This window comes from Streptomyces sp. NBC_01508, from assembly GCF_045040315.1.
Taxonomy (GTDB): Bacteria; Actinomycetota; Actinomycetes; order Streptomycetales; family Streptomycetaceae; genus Streptomyces.
In genome coordinates, this window is the sequence record NZ_CP109419.1 from 4,022,507 (window position 1) to 4,041,523 (window position 19,017).

A 19,017-nucleotide genomic window follows, 5' to 3' on the forward strand; every position below is an offset into this window, starting at 1 on the left:
GAAGAGCCGTTACATGTCCTCGTTCGAGGAATTGCCGGAAGTCCTGACCCGGATCGACTTCGGCTCGCTGGTGGGACGCGAGCCGCGCAGCGTCGAGTCGATGGCCGCCCGGGGGCTCGTCGCCGGGCCGACGCATCGCAATCGGGGGAAGTGGGTGTGGGAGGAGGACGTCGTGGTGGACTGGTTCCGGACGTTGCACGAGCACGCGGTGATCGTGCCCGCGAACGCCCTGGCGCAGCGGGAACTCGCCACGTACCAGGCGTACTTGTGCCCGTCCAGCAGCAGTCATGTCTCGCTCGCCCGGCCCCGGCGGCTGGTGATGTACCGGCCGGGGGGTGAGGGCTCCGTCTTCGATGTCACGGCGGTGGAGACCGTACGGCAGAAGATCCCCGGCACCCGGCCCACCAGCGCGGAGACCCGGCGGATCGTGCGGGACGAGAAGGCGCTGGAGGACTGGCGGACGCCGTGGACCGTCTTCTACCTCAGGGGATTCGGCAGGATCGAGACGGTCAAGCCGCCGGTCCAGCAGGGTCGGTACCTGCGGATGGACGACGTCCGGCAGGGGCTCGACACCGGCCGGGTCGTCGTACCCACGCTGGACCAGGCGTTCCCCACCAGGACGTGACCGGTCACGTCCTGGTGGGGACGTGACCGGTCACCCGGACCGGCCGTTCGCGTCGCGGGACGGGCCGGGGGCGTCCGGCGCGGGGAGGGTGAACGCTCCGGCGGCGGCTGCCAGGGTCGCCGTGTTGGCGGCGTGGGCGGGCAACCGCGGGTCAGGGACGGTCCGCAGGAGTACCAACTGGTGGTAGAGCGGCGCGGTCGCGGCGATCAGCAGACGCCGCGCGTCCGTGCGCGGCGGGAGTTCGCCGCGTTCGACGGCGCGCTCGACGACCGCCTCGCAGCGCGCGTACCGGTCCTCCCACAGCCGCCGCTGGGCGTCGGCGGCCTGCGCGGAGCGGAACGAGGCGGCCATCAGGGCCTCGGGGATCGACGGTCGCGCGACCAAGGAGTCCTGGATCTCGTCGTTGAGGGCTCTCAGATCGCCGCGCAGGGAACCGGTGTCCGGGGGCTGCCAGTCGTCCTCGCCCGCGGCGTCGAGGACATCGGCGAGCAGGCCGCCGACGTCCTGCCAGCGCCGGTAGACCGTGGTGCGGTGCACGCCGGCGCGGGCCGCGACGCCCTCGACCGTGAGCCCCTCGTAACCGTGTTCACCGAGCTCGGCGCGTACCGCGTCGATCACTTGGGCGCGGATACGGGCGGTGCGACCGCCCGGCCGGCGGTCGGGTGGTGCGGTGGGGTGGGCGCGTCGCGGTGGGGGGTCCGGTGGCTCTGTCATCGGGAATTCCCGTTGCTCGGCGGGGCTGGGGCGTGGGACCATGCTAACGCAACAGTTGTCGCACTAGTGGAGTTGTCGATGCTGCGGTTGCTCGCCGGGCGGGAGCGCCCCGGCCAGGGGCGGATCATCCCGCGGGCCGACGGCGTCGTCGGCTGCCTCGCCCAGGACGGCGGCCTGCCCCCGGAGACCACGGCCCAGCGGGTCATCGAGGGGGCGCTGGGCGATCTTCGCGCGACCGAAGCGCGGATGCGCCGCCCGGAGGCAGCGATGGCCGGCGGTGACGGGGCGGCGCTCGACGCGTACGGCGAGGCCGTCTCGGCCTGCCGCACGTGGACCGCGCCTCGACCATGGGCGCCCTCGCCGGGGGCGAACAGGTCCGGCTGCGGCCGGCGGCTGTGCGCGCCACCCGAGCGCCCGCGGTCAGGGGCTGAGAATCCCTCCGCCCCTTCCGCCCCATAGAGAGGAATCGACTCACGATGCCGACCCACCCCGCCGTTCCCGCCGACCCCACCGTCCTGCACCCGATGCCCGACCAGCCGCGGGTGGTGCAGCTCAAACCCCTCGTGACGTCGCCGCTGATCGACGTCGGCGCGTACTCCTACTACGACGACCCGGACGACCCGACCGCGTTCGAGACGCGCAACGTCCTCTACCACTACGGCCCCGAGAGACTCGTCATCGGCAAATTCTGCGCGCTCGGCACCGGAACACGGTTCATCATGAACGGCGCCAACCACCGGATGGACGGCCCCTCGACGTTCCCCTTCCCCACCATGGGCGGCTCGTGGGCCGACCACTTCGACCTGATCACCGACCTGCCCGGCCGGGGCGACACCGTCGTCGGCAACGACGTCTGGTTCGGCCACGGCACGACGGTCATGTCCGGCGTCCGGATCGGCCACGGCGCGATCATCGCCTCCGGCGCCGTGGTCACCGGCGACGTACCCGACTACGGCATCGTCGGCGGCAACCCCGCCCGGCTCATCCGCACCCGCTACGGCGCCGAGGACGTCGCCCGCCTCCTCGCCGTCGCCTGGTGGGACTGGTCCGCGCAGCACATCACCGAGCACGTACGGACGATCATGTCGGGCTCGGTCGCCGAGCTGGAGGCAGCCGCCCCGCGCCCCCGTCACCGCTGACCGTCACCGCCGACCGCCGCCGCCGACCGCCGCTGACCGTCACCGACCGAACCGACCAACTGACCATCTGACGTCCCCACAGCGGGAGTTCACGGCGTCGGTGTCGACCTGCACGGATACGGTGTGAGCTGTGCACCGGCCGGATGGGTGCGGATCGACGGAACGACATCAGGGGGACGGGATGACTGAGGGATCGGTTCTCGCGGACTTGCACTTCGGGCGGGAGGACGCCGAGCGTGACGTGATGGACGGGCTGCTGCTGCGGGGCGGCTTCCTGTCCACCGCCGCGTACCGCGCGGCGGGGACCGGGCGAAAGATGTTGATCATCGGCCGTAAAGGCTCCGGCAAGAGCGCCATCTGCATGCAACTGATGGCGGAGGGTGTGCGCGAGGGCAAGGTCCTGGTCACTCCGGACGAAGCGGCGGGGGAAGAGATCCGCCGCTTCGAGTTGCAGGGGCTGCCCGGGGACTCCGCGAAGGCGTTGATGTGGCGATACGTGTTCGCCGTGCATGCCGCGCGCCACATCGTGACCCACGCCAGAGCCAGGCACGGCCGGAAGCCGGGCTCGGTGAAGGCACTGGACCGGTTCCTGAAGCAGAACGGCGAGCTGTCCGGTGGGTGGCTGGGAGAGCGCCTGGCGCAGGGCGCGACGGCCTTGCAGACGTCCATGTCCCTGGAGGCGTTCGGAGTCAAGGCCAGCCTGGACATGGCGCATTCGCCGTCCGAGGGCGCGCGGGCCGCCCGGCAACTGGAGGTCGTCGAGCAGGGAGTGGCGAGGGCCTTCACCGATCTGGGCTGCGACGGCGCTCACGCACCTCTGCTCCTGATGGTCGACCAGTTGGAGCAGGTGTGGTCCGCGGAGCCGGACAGCAACTCGATGGTGATCGGATTGCTGCTGGCGGCGAAGCACGCCACCGGCGTCTACGGGCGCCATGTGCGGCTGTCGCTGTTCCTGCGCTCGGACATCTACGACGCCCTGTCGTTCGGGGAAGGCGACAAGTTCCACGGTGACGAACTGCGGATCGCCTGGACGGAACAGGCCCTGCGGGACCTCGCCCTGGCCCGTGCGCGAGCCTCCGCCGGGGCCGAACTGACCGCGCGGCAACTGTGGCTGGAGATCTTCCCCGAGCGTGTCCAGGACGAAGAGACCGCGACGTATCTCTTCAGCCGCTGTCTGCCACGGCCACGCGATGCCATCCAGTTCCTCAACCTCTGCCAGGAGACGGCCTCTCTGGTCCATGGCCGGGACCGGATCACCGAGGCGGACGTCCTCCAGGCGAGCCGGCAGTTCTCCGCGTGGAAGCTCAAGGATCTGGCCCTGGAGTATCTGGTCGCGCATCCCTTCCTCAAGCATCTCTTCCCCCTCTTCCAGAACACCGGATACCTGGTCACCCGCTCGGCGCTCAGCAGTCGCTTCGACGCCGCGGCCGAAACGCTCCACCGGCTGTTCCCCGCGTACGCCGACGCGCTGACGCTCTCCGGAGTGATCGACGTCCTGTACGGGGTGGGCTTCCTCGGAGTACGGCGCGGCAGCGACGTGGTGTTCGCGGGCGACGACGACCTGCCGGTGCAGCCGCACGAGCCGGAGTTCCACGTCCACCCCTGCTTCCGCGAGGCGCTGGGCGCCACCAGCGCGATCGACCTGCGCCGCTACGAGCCGCTTCTGGCGGACCACCGCATCGTCCAGGGGAGCTTCAGCCCCGCGGCGGTGACCGTCCCCGACCGTGATCACCGGCTGCTGCGGGAGCTGGCCCGTTCCTGCCACTCCATCCTCGCGCAGGTCGGCCGGGCGGTGGGGCTGGCGCAGGACGCGCGGGACGAGATCACCCAGCGGATCAGCCTCGTACTCACCGACGCCAACCGCGTCTCCACGAGTGACGGCTCCCTCGACGCGGACGACCATCTCCTCGCCACAGCCCACTACTTCACCACCCTCGCCGCGCAGTTCCTCGCCAGTGGGCTGGACGACACCGCGGGCGCCGGAGGTGTCGCGCACCGCATCGAGGAGGAGGCCCGGCGGCTGCGCCGCCTGGCGGGCGGCTCCTACGGAAGCTCGGGTGACTCGGCGGGAACCTGAACCGCACGCGGCAAGCGAGACCGGACAACAGAATTACCGGACAACAGAATTGGGGACGGCCGTCGCGAGCGGCGGCAACCCACCAACGGGGAGGCCATGAGTGCAGGGCGTACTGCTCGCTGATCGGTTCCGGATCAAGGGGCGGCTTGGCGTAGGGGGCATGGGCGAGGTCTGGTCCGCACAGGACGAGCGGATGCGGCGCGTCGTGGCGGTCAAACTCGTCCATGCGCTGCCTCGTATGAACGAGGCGGAATCGAAGGCCAGATTCCGGCGCGAGGTGCAGCTGGCGGGCCAGCTCTGCCACCAGAACATCGTCACCGTGCACGACTGGGGCGAAGTGCCGGTCCGTGGGCACGAGACCCTCTATCTCGTGATGGAGCTTGTCCCCGGTGTCTCCCTCCAGCAGCGGCTGAAGGAGTCCGCGCCCTCCTGGCCGCTCGCCGTCGGATGGGCGGCGCAGATCGCCCTGGCTCTGCGGGCCTCGCACGGCCTCGGTGTGATCCATCGGGACATCAAGCCGGGCAATGTCCTGCTCACCCCCGAAGGCACGGTCAAGGTTCTCGACTTCGGTCTGGCGAAGTTCGTGGGCGACACGATGGCCGTCCACGACCTCACCGCCACCGGTGCCGTGCTCGGCTCCCCGCCGTACATGTCTCCGGAGCAGGCCGAGGGCGTCCGGAAGATCGATCACCGCACCGACCTCTACTCCCTGGGCTGCCTTCTCTACCACGCGGTGACCGGCCGCCCGCCCTTCAGCGGCACCAGCCACCTGGCGGTGCTGCGCATGCACATGGAGGACACCCCGACGGAGCCCGGCGCCCTTGTCGAGAACCTTCCCGCGGCGCTGAACGACCTGATGATGAGCCTGCTCGCCAAACGGCCCGAGGACCGCCCGGCGGACGCCGCCGATGTCCACGACGCCTTGAGCACGGTGCTGGTCGAGCACATCGTCACGCTGCCCGGCGGGGCGGCCCTTCCGGACATCGCCCAACCGGGGCATGGCCACTTGCTGGCCGGGCGGCTTCTGGAGAAGGCGTGGCAGGTCTGGCTGCGGACGCAGACGTACAGCACGTCCAGGCGCGAAGAGGCCGACGCCGTGTTCGAGGCGGCCCGCGCCAAGGCCGCACGGGCCGCCAACGAGTTCGAGACCAACTTCGCCAAACGCCGCGAGCAGGCCGAGCGCCACCTCGCAGCCCGGCAGGCCAAGGCCGAGAAGAGGCTGGCCGAGATCGAGCACCAGACCGAACAGTTCCGGGTTGAGGCCGAGCAACTTCGTACCGACGCCGAACGGCAGGCCCACCGGACCGTGGAGGCCGCGCGGCGCCAGGCGGACGACATCGCCGACGCCGCCGCCGCCGACGTCACCGCCGCATGGATCAACACGGGGAGTTCTGCCGTCGAATTCGAGCTGGTACGCAGGGGCTACGATCGCCGGCAAGTGGACGAGCACATCGCCCAGTTCGTTGCCGACCGCGACTTCGCGCTGTCACTCCTGGCCAAACTGAACAGGCTCATCGACGAGCTGCAACGCGCGTCGACGGACATGGGGGTGGACGCCGGCCAAGCCCGGCGCCGGGCCGCCGACATCGTCGCGGAGGCCAGATCCCGCGGGCGAATGGCCACGACCCCTGCCGACCCGCTCGGTGAGAGTGCGGTGGGGTCGCCCTTCGGCTTCGAGCTGGTACGCAGGGGCTACGACCGCGGGCAGGTGGACCAGCACATCACCAAACTCATGGCCGACCGTGACCACGCCCTGACCCGTATCGCCCATTTGGCACGGCGGGTCGAGGAGATGTACCCGTGACCGGGCGAGGCGCGAAGAGGCATGACCGTCAGCGGCCCTGGTAGAACGCTCCGTCCGTCCGGGCCGGGCCGCCGAGGACGGGGATCGCGCCCAGCACCTCGATCGGGATCACCGCGCCGGTGTCGGTGGCCTCCGGGCGCGTCAGATGGACCGCGAGGTTCGCGATCTGCTCGGCGCGGTGGGCGCGGCTCTGGTGGGTCGTCCCGTTGGCGGAGCCGTACGTGATGACGTTGACGGTGACGTCCGAGCCCCGGCACTCGTGGACGAGGTGCCAGGCCAGGCTCATCAGGTCGGCGTGCGGGGCGCCGCCGGACAGGGCCGAGCCGCGGCCGAGGCCCTTCGTGGACGCGATCAGCACGATCCGTCCGTGCCCGGCCTCGCGCATGCCGGGGAGCGTGCGGCCGATGATCGCGTTCGCGCGGGCCCGGGTCCCGGCCGCCGCGGTGACGGAGGGTTCCTCGCCGTGACCGTCGTTGCGGTCGGCGTCCACGACGAGTACGTCCACGATGCCGTGCCCGGTTTCGAACTCCGATACGGCGGCGTCCAGTTGGAGCCCGTCGCTCACATCGCACCGCACGTTGTACAACTCGTCGGGCGGTGTCCCGCGCTCGTAGAGGAACCCGACCCAGTCGTCCTGGCGGGCGTACGCGGCGGCAACGCTCCCGGCGCTCCCGCTGGCTCCGCTGACGACCAGCACCGAACGGCTCACGTCGGCCACTCCCCCACTGTGCGTGACTGCCCGGTCGCGCACCGACGCCTTCGGCTTCGCGCTGGTCGGCCGGTACCAGGCCGTCCATCTGCGGGCGCGCGGAGGCCGCGGCAGCCGGTGTCCGGCGGCGAGGCCCGCCGCGTACGCGGGCGGCGGCGGCTGCCCGGCGGGGGATCTGCTCGCGTGCCGTGCTCCGGCGTGCGCCGGCGTGGGCTCGCGCACGGCGTCCCACGTGGGGTCATTGGATGCGACACCGCTCAGTGCGTCCACAGCAGCCTCTCCAGGACGGGTTGGTCAGACCCAATCGGGCAGTGCTCATCGGGCGGCGTTCCGGGAGCCGGCCCGCGAGCCGGTCCGGAGGTCGGCCGGCCGCTCACGGCCGCGCGCTGAGGCACGGCGCCTCGGCGGGAAGGGTGGCCGAGGCCGCCCAACTGCCTTGTTGCGCGACGATGTTGACCTCGGTCCCGCATCGCTTCGTCAGGACTTCGGCCAGGCGCGAGGTGTCTTGGTGCGAGGTGTCTTGGTGCGAGGTGCCTTCGTACGACGTGCTGTCGCGCGACGTGCTGTCGTGCAAGGTGTCACCGTACGAGCTGCCTGCGGCATGTCCGTTCGGACGGCCTTGCGGCGGCACCGTAACCGGCTCGGTGGGTGCGTCCAGGATGGTGACGCTGACCCTGACGGCGACGGCGTCCTCCGGCCCGGGGCGCTTCGTCACTCCGAGGTAGTAGCCGCTCACGCCCACGACGCTGATGGCGTGCCGGGCCAGCTGGACCGCTATCTCCTCGCAGGCGGCGATTTTCGCGGGCGGCCAGCCGAGACCGGCCAGCTCCTTGCGGACAATGCGGCGCGCGACCTGGATCTGTTCCGGAACGGCCGGTAGTGAGACGTGCATGGCATCGGTTCTCCGTGACCCCCCGCCCTGACACGCCTTGCGGGCGTGTCCAGCGGGGTCGGTTCCCGACCCTGGCGCGGCGGGCTGGGGGGTGCCGCGTAGGGGAACTCCAGACCCCACCATATCCACCGCACCGGGCACTCTGCAACGTGACAGAGTTCTTTCGGCGGGTATCGTGGCTCGGGCCGAACGGAAGGACCGAACGGGGAGGAACCGACCCTCGCCACCCACGGACGCGAGGAGGGCCACCGGTGAGTCAGCCACGATCCGGCCCCACCGTCGCCCTGCGGCTCTTCGGGGCGGATCTGCGCCGAAGACGCGAAGCGGCGGGTATGACGCTGCAGAGCGTGGCGGACCGGATCAAGAAGGACCGGGCCACGCCGGCGCGCTGGGAGAACGCGGAAACGGTGCCGAACCCGCGCATGGTCGGCGTGCTGCTGGACCTCTACGAGACGCCCGCCGACGAGCGGACAGCGGTCCTGCGCGCGCTGGACGAGGCGAAGAAGCCGGGATGGTGGCACCCCTGGCGCGAGGTCGCGGAGGTCGGTGTCATCGACCTGGAGTCCGCGGCGGCCGGCATCCGCGCCTACGCGCCCGGCGTGCTGCCGGATCTGCTCCAGACCACGGAGTACGCGGAAGCCCTGATGAGCCTGCGCAATCCGTACGAGGACGCCGCCGTACGGCGCCTGCGGCTGGAGCTGCTGGAGGCCCGCAAGGAGCACACCATCGGCGGCGCGCACGACGACAGGAACGGCGAGGACCGGGCCAGTCTGTGGGTGCTGCTGGAGGAGGCCACACTGCGGCGCGGGGTGGGCGGTCCCGGGGTGATGGCCCGTCAACTCGACTACCTTGAAACCCGTATCGCCGACGTACGTTCATCGGTGGCCATCCAGGTCATTCCGCCGCGCGTACCGCACCCGCTGGCCATCAGCCTCTGCGGCCATCTCGAAATTCTCCGCTTCCGGGAGTTCGGGATGGGGGAGAGACTGATCCAGATCGGCCTCCACCCGGCCATGACGCTCATCACCGACGACTCCGACGCGGTGGAGAACTACCGGATGGCGGTGGACGTGACCAGTGGGATCGCATCACCTCGTTTCACTCCTCTGCCCCTGACGAGTAAGGACTTCGGATGAGCGACTCCGTACGGCCCGGCACCAATGTCATGCCCACCATCCCCAACTCCGCGCGGATCTGGAACTACGGCCAGGGCGGCCAGGACAACTACCAGGTCGACCGGGATCTCGCCGATGTGATGCTGGGCGCCTTCCCCGAGATCAAGGCGGCGGCCATGGAGTCGCGGGCCTTCCAGGACCGGGTGGCGGACTACGTGGTCCGGGAGGGCGGCGTCCGCCAGCTCCTGGACCTGGGTACGGGCATCCCCACCGGGATCGGCACCCACGGCGTGGCGCAGAAGGCGGCTCCGGAGTCGCGCGTCGTGTACGTCGACAACGACCCGGTCGTGCTGAACCACGTGAGTTCGCTGCGGAGTTCACCCGAAGGCAAGATCCACTACTTCCTCCAGGACTTCCGGGACGTGGACGCCGTTCTGGAGGGCGCGTCGAAGACGCTGAATCTGGACGAGCCGGTCGCCCTGCTGGTGCTCTCCACCCTCGGGCACTTCCCGCCCGCCGAGGCGGCCGAGCTCGCGGAGAAGTACACGAGCCGCTTCGCCTCCGGGTCCTACCTGGCGGTGTGCGACACGATCGAGACGCCGGGCGTGCTCAGGATGCAGGCGCACTACGTACAGGCCGACCCCGAGGGGGCCTACCTCGCCCGTACGGCCGAGCAGATCGCCGACTGCGCCCGCGGCCTGACCCTGCTCCCGCCGGGCGTCCGCCCGGTGCCGGAACTGGTCCTGCCGGCCGGGACCACGGCTCCCGCCGGGGCCGAGGAGTGCGTGCAGTGGGGATTCCTGGCGGTCAAGCCGTAGTTTCCGCGCGGCTGTCCACGGGGCTGTCCGTGCGGTTGTCCGTGCGGGTCCGGTCGAGGAACGAGCGGACCTCGCGGGCGAACACCTCGGGGGCGTCGGCGTACAACCAGTGCCCGCAACCGGCGAGTTCCACCAGGTCGGTACGGGGCCGCTCACGCGCCATACGCTCCGCCGTCACCGCGGTGAGGATGAAGCTGTCACCGCCCCTCAGCAGCAGTGCCGGCTGCTGGGAGGCGGTCCAGCTGTCGGAGAAGTCACCGATCAGGGCCTTCTGGGACACCATCATGTCGGCGGTGTCGAAGAGCAGCCCCCACCCGTCGTCGAACTCGACCGCGCTGTCGAGGAAGTAGCCCGCGTCGGGGATGCCCCGCTCCTCGATGGCGTCTTTGAGCGCCGCCCGCGAGGGCGAGCGCCGGGGCCAGGTGGAGACGTCCAGAACGGGGTGTGTCTCGGGCTCCTCGTTCAGCACCGTCATGTCGGCGACGACGAGCGCCCGGACCAGCTCGGGGTGGCGCCGCGCGAGCAGGTAGCCGACGAGGCCGCCCATGGAGTGGCCGAGGACGGCGGCGGGAGCCAGATCCAGGGCGCGCAGGAACTCGGCCGCGTCCGTGACGTAGGCGTCGGCGGTGAACTCGCCGCCGTTGTCGGACAGCCCGTGGCCGCGCTGGTCGAGCGCGACCACCCGGTAGTGACCGGCGAGCGCGGCGGCCAGCGGGGCGAAGATCCGCCCCCGCCCGAAGTGGCCGTGCAGCGCGAGCACGACGGGGCCGGGACCCTGGAAGTCCACATACGCGAAACGACGACCGCCACCGTCACCGCCGTCACCGTCACCGCCGTCACCGCCGCCACCGCCGAGTTGGACGAAGGACTCCACGGGCTCCACGGGACTCGTGGACTCTGGGTGCACGACAGGGCCTCTTTCACTTCGGGGGGGGCGGCACGGCGGACGCGCTGTCCAGCGTACGGGGGGCGAGTCACCGGGTCCGCCCCGTCCTCATCGCCGTACGGGCCGCATGGACAGCCCGTCCGGCGACTGAGGACAGGCGCGGCCCACGAGCGCGGACGCCGCGGCGAAGCCGACCAGGGAGATCAAGAACGTACGGCGGTGGCCGACGAGCCCGCTGATCCGGCCGCCGAGCAGGAGCAGCCCGCCGAACGGCAGGACGTAGGCGATGATCGCCCACTGCCGGTCGCCGTCCGACATGCCCAGCTCGCTCTGCATGGAGGGCAGCGCGATGTTCACGATCGTGCCGTCCAGGACGATCATGAGCTGGGCGAGCGCGATCACCATCAGCGGCCACCAGCGCCGTGGATCGGGCCGGTCACCCGCCGCCGCTCCCTCGCCCGCGTCCTCCTGTTGATCACTACTCGACGCCGTGTCCGCCATGCTCGCCTCCCCGCAACGGGCTTCGGCATAGGGCGGCCCTGTCTCCGGCCCTGTCCGCGGATCTGTCGTCAGCTCTGCCGTCAATCGCCGGACCTGCGCGGTCCGCCCGGCCTAATCTTGGCTCTGTGATCACTACTTGGGAGCCCACCGCGGCGGGTGTGCTGCGACTGCCGTCCGGACGGCTCGTACGCGGGCGGGGGCTCCGGCACCCCCTTCCCGCAGGGCCGACGCCCGACTTCGCCCTCTATCTGCTCGGCAAGGAGCCGCCCGCCGTCGAGTGGACGGCCCGCTGGGTCCGCTGGCCCGACTTCCGGCTGCCGACCGACCGGGCCGGCGCCACGGAGGCGCTGCGCGAGGCGCTGGCACGGGCCGGGGACGAGCGAGTCGAGGTCGCCTGCGGCGGAGGCCGGGGCCGTACAGGTACGGCCCTGGCCTGTCTCGCCATCCTGGACGGCGTGCCGAACGCGGAGGCCGTCGCCTACGTCCGCGAGCACTACTCGCGGCACGCGGTGGAGACGCCCTGGCAGAAGCGCTACGTGTCGCGCTTCGCGTAGACACCTTTCATGGGCGAGCCGATCGCCGGACGGCATGCCCAGCCCGCCCGGCGATCGAGGCCGAGCGCGGGCCGCGGCACCGAGCCGCGTCAGCTGACCACCGCGCCCGACGCCAGCAGCAGGTCCGGCAGGGTGCCCTCGAAGTCCGGCATCAGGCGCAGCGCGAGCGCCCAGCCCTCCGGGTCGGCGCCCAGGTGTTCAGCGACCAGTGCGGCGACCATACGGCGGGTCTCCCGCACCTCCTCGGTGGCGGGCGCATCACCCGGAGCCAGCACCCGGCCCAGAAACGCCACGGTCATCTTCGCCGGGTAGCCGGTCCGCACCACCTCGGACAAGGTGAGGTGACCGCGCTCGTACGCCATGTCCAGCCAGTCGGTGGGCCCGTCGTCCGCCCTCGCTATCGGATACTTCTTCAGCATCTCGGACGCCGTGGGCGGCTCCGCCCCCCGGCGCGGCCGGTAATAGGGGTGCTCCAGGCGCAGTTCGGCCGCGGCCAACTCCTCGGCGAACACGAAGGGGAATCCCACCAGTTCGGTCCGCCGGACGAACTTTTCGAGCCGGACGAGGAACCGGTCGTGCAGGGGCCTCGCGGCGTGCTCCGCCACCAGTTCGGCCCACGGGAACGGCCCCGGACCGACCTCCTCGGCGAAGAGCTCGACGGCCTTCGCCACGTCGCCGTCCTCGCCGGCCCCCTTCGTGTGCAGGAACTCCGCAAACCCCACCGGACCTGCGGCGGCCTCGTACGCGGCGCGTAGCAGAGCCGGTCCACCCGGCCCCGCCGCCGCGTCCAGCGCCGCACGGCCCACCTCCAGAGTCCCCGGCGACATCGGATGCTTGGGCTGCTTCTTCCGGCCCGGGAAGTCAGTCTCGTCCAGCAACTCCCTTACGCTGTCCGGCCCGTGGCGCTCCCAGAGACGTATCAGCATGTGCAGCTCCAGCGCCGGCGTGTGCATCTTCGCCCGGGGGCTGCCCAGCAGGATGCGGCACAGCAGCGGATCGCCCGAATCGGCGCACGCCAGCAGCCACTGCCGCCACGAGGTTTCCCGCAGGCCCTCGACCAGGCCCCGCGTCAGCGGAAGCCGGTCGGCGGTGGGTGTGTCGGCGGACACCCCGCCCTGCCAGCGCCGGCCGGACAGCGCATGGCGGCGCTGGGCGGGGGTGAGATCGGTGTTCATGAAAAGCGCGGCATTGACCTCGGGGTCGTTGTACGCAATCAGCCACTCGATCACCTCCGGCCCGGTCTGCCACGTCGACACGATGCTCGTGAAGTCAGGCAGACCCAGCACCTGGACTATGTGTGACCGCAGTTCGGGGGACGTCTGGTGCCAGACCAGCAGCTGTTGCAAGGTGCGCGCGTCCATGTGCTCGACAAGCGCGCACCGCGTCGGGTGGTCCGCCGCGTCGCACAGCCGCAGCCACGCCCATCGGCCGCCCGGCAGCCTACGGACCGGGAACTCCGCCGCCAGCGGCTTCGGCCACGTCTTCCCCCGGTGCTTCGGCGTCTCCGCGAGCGCCGCGTCGACAAGGTCCGTGACGCTGCCGGAGAAACGCGGCAGCAGCGCGTACACCGCACGCCACGGCGCGAAGTCCGCCCCCAACCGGGCCACTTCGGCGACGAGGGTGGCCTGTATCCCTTCGTCGTCGGGCGGCAGTGCGCACAGAACCTTGCGGGCCGGGCCGATCTCCCGCACGACACGGTCGGCAGGGTAAGTGCCGGATTCGAAACCGACGCGCAGCAGTTGGGAGACCTCGTGGTCCTCAAGTCTGCCGAACGCGGGGCTCGTCAGCATCGACCAGTGGGCGGCGCCTGTGTGCCCGGGGACGGTCCCGTTCTTCTCGAAGGCGGCCAGGGCCAGCTCTTCCGGACAGTCCGGGTGAGCCCACAGGGTCAACAGCCCTCTACCGGAGAACGGCTCCCCACGCTGTTCGGCGACCAGTACGTCCCAGTCCAGGGCCCCCGGAGTCGTCGGCAGCTCTATCGAGCCGTAGAAGTCCCTGTCCCTGCACTCCTCGACAAGTTCCTTCGTCGTCTTGGGGTGACTCGTGCCGGTGCGCCAGCTCCCCGGGGGCGGACTGTCCGCCGGGGCGGTGGCCGACGCCCCGGCGGCTGAACCCTTGCCGATCACGCGCCGCGCGTGCGCCGCCACCTCGGGGAAGGGCGCCAGCAGGGCCGGTTCCAGCAGGTCCGGACGCTGAAACTCCGGTTGCTGCGACGACAGCAGCCTGGCCGGCAGGCCGTCCGCCGCCTGCCAGCGGACGTCGTCGGCCGTGGCCACCGCACCCGCCCACACCGCCGCACGCTGAGCGGGCGTGCGCTCCCACTCACGCTGACCGTAAAGGCTGACGGCCAGCGTCGGATCACCCAGCGCCGCCAACCGGTCGAACACATCCCCACTGAGCACGGCGGTCGAGACGAGCGCGGCGACCAACTCCGGGTCCCGTGCGGCGATCACCTCTTCCACCAGCAAGGGCGGCAACGGAGCACCACCATCGCCCAGCAGCGCGACGGTCTCCTCCCGGATGCGCGGTATCAGCGCACGGGTCAGTTCCCTGTCGGCGAGGGCGTACGCGGCCGATACGGCGAGGTGATCGGTGAACTTCATCGCAGTGCTCAGCTCAGATTCTTTCGAAGTGACGGACAGGGAAAGACGGACGGAGAAAGGATGAAACGGTACGGGCCGGGGGCGCCCGCGTCAGCTGACCACCGCACCCGACGCCAGCAGCAGATCCGGCAGCGTGCCCTCGAAGTCCGGCATCAGGCGCAGCGCGAGCGCCCAGCCCTCCGGGTCGGCGCCCAGGTGCTCGGCGGCGAGGGCGGCGACCACGTCGCGGGTCTCCCGTACTTCCTCGGTGGCGGGTGAGTCACCGGGGGCCAGCGCCCGCGCCAGGAAGACCACGGTCGTCCGCGCCGGGAAGGCGGTCCGCACCACCTCGGACAAGGTGAGGTGACCGCGCTCGTACGCCATGTCCAGCCAGTTGGTGTGGGACCCGGAATACGCCGTCCACAGCGGATACTTCTTCAGCAACTCGGAAGCCGTGGGCGGCTTGGCTCCCCGCCGGGGCCGGTAGTGCGGGTGCTCCAGGCGCAGACGGGCCGTGGCCGACTCCTCGGCGAGCACGGGCGGGCAGCCGTCCAGTGCGGCCAGCAGGACGAGGAACCGGTCGTGCAGGGGCCTCGCGGCGTGCTCCGCCACCAGTTCGGCCCACGGGAACGGCCCCGGACCGACCTCCTCGGCGAAGAGCTCGACGGCCTTCGCCACGTCGCCGTCCTCGCCGGCCCCCTTCGTGTGCAGGAACTCCGCAAACCCCACCGGACCTGCGGCAGCCCCGTACGCGGCGCGCAGCAGAGCCGGTCCACCCGGCCCCGCCGCCGCGTCCAGCGCCGCACGCCCCGCCGCCAGAGTCCCCGGCGACATCGGATGCTTGGGCTGCTTCTTCCGGCCCGGGAAGTCAGTCTCGTCCAGCAACTCCCTTACGCTGTCCGGCCCGTGGCGCTCCCAGAGACGTATCAGCATGTGCAGCTCCAGCGCCGGCGTGTGGACCTTCACCCGGGGGCTGCCCAGCAGAATGCGGCACAGCAGCGGGTCACCCGAATCGGCGCACGCCAGCAGCCACTGCCGCCGCGCGCTCTCCCGCAGGCCCTCGACCAGGTCCCGCGTCAGCGGAAGCCGGTCGGCGGTGGGTGTGTCGGCGGACGTCCCGCCCTGCCAGCGCCGGCCGGACAGCGCATGGCGGCGCTGGGCGGGGGTGAGATCGGTGTTCATGAAAAGCGCGGCATTGACCTCGGGGTCGTTGTACGCAATCAGCTCCTCGATCACCTCCGGCCCGGTGTGCCAGGTCGACGCGATGCCCGCGAGGGCGGACGCACCCAGCGACTCGACTATGTGTGCGCGTAGTTCGGCGGAGGGCTGATGCCAGAGCAACAACTGCTGGATGGCGCGCGGGTCCATGTGCTCGATGAGCGCGTACCGCGTCGGACGATCAGCCGCGTCGTACAGCCGCAGCCACGCCTGCCGACCGCCCGGCAGCCTGCGGCTCGGGAATTCCGCCCCCAGCGGCTTCGGCCACTTCTTCCCCCGGTGCTTCGGCGTCTCCGCGAGCGCCGCGTCGACAAGGTCCGTGACGCTGCCGGAGAAACGCGGCAGCAGCGCGTACACCGCACGCCACGGCGCGAAGTCCGCCCCCAACCGGGCCACTTCGGCGACGAGCGCGGCTCGTACCTCTTCACGCTCGTGCGGCAGGCCGCACAGGACATTACGGGCCGGACCGACTTCCCGCAGGACGCGGTCGATCGGAAGGGAGCCGGAGGGGACACCGTGGTGCAGGAGCCTGGTCATCTGCTCCACGTCGACGCCGTCGAAATGGGGGCTCGTCAGCATCGACCAGTAGATGGCGCTGCTGGGCCCCTGGCTGTTCCTGTTCCTCTCGAAGGCGGCCAGGGCAAGCTCTTCCGGACAGTCCGGGTGCGCCCACAGGGACGCCAGCCCCGACTCGAAGAACGGCTCCGCACGGTGCTCGGCGGCCAGTACGTCCCAGTCCAGGGCGCCCGGAGTCGTCGGCAGCTCGACCGTGCCGCGGAAGTCCTTGTCCCTGAAGTCTCGGACCAGCTCCACCATCGTCTCGGGGTGACGTTGCCACGGGGTGTTCTTCTTCCGGGGGTCGCTGTCCTTACGGGGGTTGCTGTTCGCCGGGCCGGTGGCCGCCGCCCCGGTGGTGGTGCGCTTGCCGCGAACCGCGCCCTTCCGCGTGCCCTCGGCCCTGCGGTCGATGACTTGCCGCGCGTGCGCCGCCACCTCGGGGAAGGGCGCCAGCAGGGCCGGTTCCAGTAGTTCCGGACGCTGAAACTCCGGTTGTTGCGACGACAGCAGCCTGGCCGGCAGGCCGTCCTTCGCCTGCCAGCCGGGGTCGTCGGCCGTGGCCACCGCACCCGCCCACACCGCCGCACGCTGGGCAGGCGTGCGCTCCCACTCACGCTGACCGTAGAGACTGACGGCCAGCGTCGGATCACCCAGCGCCGCCAACCGGTCGAACACATCCCCACTGAGCACGGCGGACGACAGGAGCGCCCTGACCAACTGCGGGTCCCGTTCGGCGATCACCTCTTCCACCAGGAACCGCGGCACCGGGGTCCCGCTGCCGTTGGCCAGCAGTGCGACGGTCTCCTCCCGGATGCGCGGAATCAGCGCACGAGTCAGTTCCCGGTCGGCGAGGGCGTAGACGGCGGATACGGCGAGGTTGTCGGCGAACTTCATCGCAGGCTCAGGTTCTTTCGAAGTGACGGACAGGGGAAGGATGAGACGGTGCGGGCCGGGGGCGCCCGCCCCACGACGACACCCCAGGAACACCCCCCCAGGACGACGCCCACGGCGACGCTCACGGCGAGGCCGCGAGTTCCTTCATCCGGGCGAGCACCCCCACCCAGTACTTCTGCCGGGCCGGTGTCTGCCCGACCAGATGGGTGGCGCGCAGCTTCGGCGGCATATGGCGCAGCAACCGTGCCACAGTCTCCGTCTGCCGCTTGAGCTGGGACAGTTCGGCGTTGGCCAGCACCCGGTGCACCACGTCGGTGTCGTTCGTCCCCTCCGTCGAGACCTCCGAGGCGACGGCGAGACGCTTCTCCCACAGGTCGACGTCCCGCACCAACTCCCGGAATCCAAGGGCCACTTCCTGCCCCATGCCGTCGAGTCTGGCTTCGAGACCGGTCAGCGGCACCGGCGCGAACTCGCCCGCTCCGAGGTAGATCAGGCCGGACATCAGCGGCTGACCGGCCAGGTGCAGTTTGATCAGGCGCTCCAGCGTGCGCTTGGTGATCCAGTCGCGGGCCTCGTCGTCGATGTCGTTCTTCCACCATTCGAGGACGGTCTCGGCCACCTCGCCGTACGCCGCGATCAGCCACTCGTTCGCCGGGATGTCCTCGGGCCGCACCTCGTAACTGACCGTGAAGCGGCTGGCCTGCGCCACGTTGTTCCGACTGACCTGGAGTTTTCTGCCCAGGTGGTACGGCGGGTTCTGGAGCGCGATCTGGGCGCGCAGGCCCTCCACCGGCCGCCCCGCCAGCGTCCACTCCTGGGTGATCTCCATCAGCTTCGCGAACGCGGCCTTGTCCTTGGGCCGGTTGTACTCGTCCCAGACGATCACCTTCTCGCCGGGACCCGACAGCGCCCGGGTCAGCAGGGTGTCCAGCCGCCCGTCAGGGGTGGGCACCGGCACGCACAGATCCTCCACGTTGGTCACCGGGAGCGAGAAGTAGACCGGCTCCGCGCCGAGTTCGTCCCGGACGACGCTCTTGGTGATCTCCGTCTTTCCGCAGCCGGGCGGCCCTTGCAGCAGCACCGCCCAGTTCTCGCGCAGGGCGGTGCGCAGGATGCGGTGTACGGGATCGGCCACGGTCGCCGGGTTTGCCGCGCCCACGGCGGTCGCGATCGCGTCCAGGATCTCCGCCGTACGGTCGGTGCCCTGCGCGCCGTCCTTCCGCAGGTCGCGCAGCCGCATCCGCACCCCGCCCACCAGCGGCAGCCCCCAGCTCAGCGGCAGGCCGGCGCGGGCGCAGTCCAGGACGTGCTCCAGGGTGCGCGGGGAGAGCAGGGAGCGCAGCCGGGGCGAGAGTCCGTTCCAGAGCCGGAAGACATCGCCGAGGTCCCAGTCCGCATACCGGCCGGCGAGGGTGTGGCGCCAGGCGGTGTCGTTGGCCGTGAGGCGCAGGGTGACCATGCGGTCGAGCACGGCGAGGTCGCTGCGGGCGGAGCCGGTCTCGGTCAGGGACTCGTTGTCGGAGAGGAAGACACCGACGCAGCCGAGGGCGCGCAGGTCGTGTTCGCCGAGGGTCCAGTTGCAGGCGATCTGCATGAGCTGGGACTGGATCATCTCGCCGGCCTGCAACGAGTCGTCGATCAGCAGCACGAAGGGCTCACCGAGGGCGAGTTGACTCATGATCAGCTGAGTGAGGACCAGCTCGCCTGTCGCGCCGTCCCGCACGGGGGCGTTCATCAGCAGGTCGTCGGGCGTGAGGTTGGCCGCCGGGACGAGGACGACGCGGGTGCCGGGGTGGGCCTGCGGTATGTGGCTGAGGAAGGTGGACGTCTTGCCGATGCCGTGCTCGCCGAAGACCTGGCCGGTCTGGCCCATGGCGATCATGGCGTCGATGAACTCGGCCAGCCGCCCGCCCGGTTGACGGCCACCGGGC

At 70.9% G+C, this 19,017-nt stretch carries 15 protein-coding genes and 1 pseudogene; 8 read left to right on the plus strand and 8 right to left on the minus strand.

Translation table 11 applies throughout. The features are described from left to right. The first annotated feature begins 13 nt into the window (after nucleotides 1-13). Nucleotides 14-625, plus strand: a complete 612-nt coding sequence (locus OG700_RS18500; protein WP_405614908.1) for a hypothetical protein — start codon at nucleotides 14-16, stop codon at nucleotides 623-625. 30 nt (nucleotides 626-655) lie between these two features. Here OG700_RS18500 and OG700_RS18505 read toward each other — a convergent pair whose 3' ends face one another. Then, on the minus strand, nucleotides 656-1,339 hold the full coding sequence (locus OG700_RS18505) for a TetR/AcrR family transcriptional regulator (protein ID WP_405614910.1): 684 nt from the start codon (nucleotides 1,337-1,339) through the stop codon (nucleotides 656-658). Between the two features lie 78 nt (nucleotides 1,340-1,417). On the opposite strand from OG700_RS18505, the gene OG700_RS18510 reads away from it, so the two are divergent. From OG700_RS18510 to OG700_RS18525, 4 genes are all read left to right on the plus strand, one after another. Then, nucleotides 1,418-1,798, plus strand: a complete 381-nt coding sequence (locus OG700_RS18510) for a hypothetical protein (RefSeq protein ID WP_405614912.1) — start codon at nucleotides 1,418-1,420, stop codon at nucleotides 1,796-1,798. Nucleotides 1,799-1,815: 17 nt separating this feature from the next. Beyond that, nucleotides 1,816-2,478, plus strand: coding sequence for a CatB-related O-acetyltransferase (locus tag OG700_RS18515; RefSeq protein ID WP_405614914.1), 663 nt, complete (start codon nucleotides 1,816-1,818; stop codon nucleotides 2,476-2,478). Between the two features lie 181 nt (nucleotides 2,479-2,659). Further along, a complete protein-coding gene (locus tag OG700_RS18520; RefSeq protein WP_405614916.1) occupies nucleotides 2,660-4,555 on the plus strand; it encodes a P-loop ATPase, Sll1717 family in 1,896 nt (631 codons plus the stop codon). Nucleotides 4,556-4,655: 100 nt separating this feature from the next. Then, nucleotides 4,656-6,359, plus strand: coding sequence for a protein kinase domain-containing protein (locus OG700_RS18525; protein WP_405614918.1), 1,704 nt, complete (start codon nucleotides 4,656-4,658; stop codon nucleotides 6,357-6,359). A gap of 28 nt (nucleotides 6,360-6,387) precedes the next feature. Here the strand turns inward: OG700_RS18525 and OG700_RS18530 are convergent, their stop codons facing one another. Together OG700_RS18530 and OG700_RS18535 are read right to left on the minus strand one after the other, a co-directional pair. Continuing rightward, nucleotides 6,388-7,290 (minus strand): hypothetical protein, encoded by a 903-nt coding sequence (locus OG700_RS18530; RefSeq protein WP_405614920.1) that lies wholly within the window; start codon nucleotides 7,288-7,290, stop codon nucleotides 6,388-6,390. A 151-nt stretch (nucleotides 7,291-7,441) separates the two neighbouring features. Beyond that, nucleotides 7,442-7,960 (minus strand): hypothetical protein, encoded by a 519-nt coding sequence (locus tag OG700_RS18535; RefSeq protein ID WP_405614922.1) that lies wholly within the window; start codon nucleotides 7,958-7,960, stop codon nucleotides 7,442-7,444. A 251-nt stretch (nucleotides 7,961-8,211) separates the two neighbouring features. On the opposite strand from OG700_RS18535, the gene OG700_RS18540 reads away from it, so the two are divergent. Together OG700_RS18540 and OG700_RS18545 are read left to right on the plus strand one after the other, a co-directional pair. Continuing rightward, nucleotides 8,212-9,096, plus strand: coding sequence for a helix-turn-helix transcriptional regulator (locus tag OG700_RS18540; RefSeq protein ID WP_405614924.1), 885 nt, complete (start codon nucleotides 8,212-8,214; stop codon nucleotides 9,094-9,096). Then, complete coding sequence (locus OG700_RS18545; RefSeq protein ID WP_405614926.1) at nucleotides 9,093-9,893, plus strand: SAM-dependent methyltransferase; 801 nt, start codon at nucleotides 9,093-9,095, stop codon at nucleotides 9,891-9,893. The genes OG700_RS18540 and OG700_RS18545 overlap by 4 nt, the downstream gene beginning before the upstream one ends. Here OG700_RS18545 and OG700_RS18550 read toward each other — a convergent pair. Both OG700_RS18550 and OG700_RS18555 read right to left on the minus strand, forming a co-directional pair. After that, on the minus strand, nucleotides 9,883-10,680 hold the full coding sequence (locus tag OG700_RS18550) for an alpha/beta fold hydrolase (protein WP_405621797.1): 798 nt from the start codon (nucleotides 10,678-10,680) through the stop codon (nucleotides 9,883-9,885). The two genes, OG700_RS18545 and OG700_RS18550, sit on opposite strands and share 11 nt — an antisense overlap. Before the next feature lie 255 nt (nucleotides 10,681-10,935). Beyond that, nucleotides 10,936-11,280, minus strand: a pseudogene (locus tag OG700_RS18555) (MFS transporter); the annotation flags it as partial. 125 nt (nucleotides 11,281-11,405) lie between these two features. On the opposite strand from OG700_RS18555, the gene OG700_RS18560 reads away from it, so the two are divergent. Then, nucleotides 11,406-11,834, plus strand: coding sequence for a protein-tyrosine phosphatase family protein (locus OG700_RS18560; protein ID WP_405614928.1), 429 nt, complete (start codon nucleotides 11,406-11,408; stop codon nucleotides 11,832-11,834). Between the two features lie 89 nt (nucleotides 11,835-11,923). On the opposite strand, the gene OG700_RS18565 is transcribed toward OG700_RS18560, so the two are convergent. The 3 genes from OG700_RS18565 to OG700_RS18575 all read right to left on the minus strand — a co-directional run bounded on the left by OG700_RS18565 (nucleotide 11,924) and on the right by OG700_RS18575 (nucleotide 18,968). Beyond that, entirely contained in the window at nucleotides 11,924-14,437 is a 2,514-nt protein-coding gene (locus tag OG700_RS18565; RefSeq protein WP_405614930.1) for a hypothetical protein, read from the minus strand. A 90-nt stretch (nucleotides 14,438-14,527) separates the two neighbouring features. Further along, the gene (locus OG700_RS18570; protein ID WP_405614932.1) at nucleotides 14,528-17,086 is read right to left on the minus strand and encodes a hypothetical protein; all 2,559 of its coding nucleotides are present in this window, start codon (nucleotides 17,084-17,086) and stop codon (nucleotides 14,528-14,530) included. Between the two features lie 121 nt (nucleotides 17,087-17,207). After that, nucleotides 17,208-18,968 carry an AAA family ATPase gene (locus tag OG700_RS18575; protein WP_405621799.1) on the minus strand — a complete coding sequence of 587 codons (1,761 nt, stop codon included), beginning with the start codon at nucleotides 18,966-18,968 and terminating at the stop codon, nucleotides 17,208-17,210. Nucleotides 18,969-19,017 lie beyond the last annotated feature (49 nt).

Excerpts from the sequence above, each read along its gene's own strand:
- OG700_RS18500 (WP_405614908.1), top strand. The coding sequence starts at position 14 with ATGTCCTCGTTCGAGGAATTGCCGGAAGTCCTGACCCGGATCGACTTC.
- OG700_RS18505 (WP_405614910.1), bottom strand. The coding sequence starts at position 1,339 with ATGACAGAGCCACCGGACCCCCCACCGCGACGCGCCCACCCCACCGCA.
- OG700_RS18510 (WP_405614912.1), top strand. The coding sequence starts at position 1,418 with ATGCTGCGGTTGCTCGCCGGGCGGGAGCGCCCCGGCCAGGGGCGGATC.
- OG700_RS18515 (WP_405614914.1), top strand. The coding sequence starts at position 1,816 with ATGCCGACCCACCCCGCCGTTCCCGCCGACCCCACCGTCCTGCACCCG.
- OG700_RS18520 (WP_405614916.1), top strand. The coding sequence starts at position 2,660 with ATGACTGAGGGATCGGTTCTCGCGGACTTGCACTTCGGGCGGGAGGAC.
- OG700_RS18535 (WP_405614922.1), bottom strand. The coding sequence starts at position 7,960 with ATGCACGTCTCACTACCGGCCGTTCCGGAACAGATCCAGGTCGCGCGC.
- OG700_RS18545 (WP_405614926.1), top strand. The coding sequence starts at position 9,093 with ATGAGCGACTCCGTACGGCCCGGCACCAATGTCATGCCCACCATCCCC.
- OG700_RS18565 (WP_405614930.1), bottom strand. The coding sequence starts at position 14,437 with ATGAAGTTCACCGATCACCTCGCCGTATCGGCCGCGTACGCCCTCGCC.
- OG700_RS18570 (WP_405614932.1), bottom strand. The coding sequence starts at position 17,086 with ATGAAGTTCGCCGACAACCTCGCCGTATCCGCCGTCTACGCCCTCGCC.
- OG700_RS18575 (WP_405621799.1), bottom strand. The coding sequence starts at position 18,968 with ATGATCGCCATGGGCCAGACCGGCCAGGTCTTCGGCGAGCACGGCATC.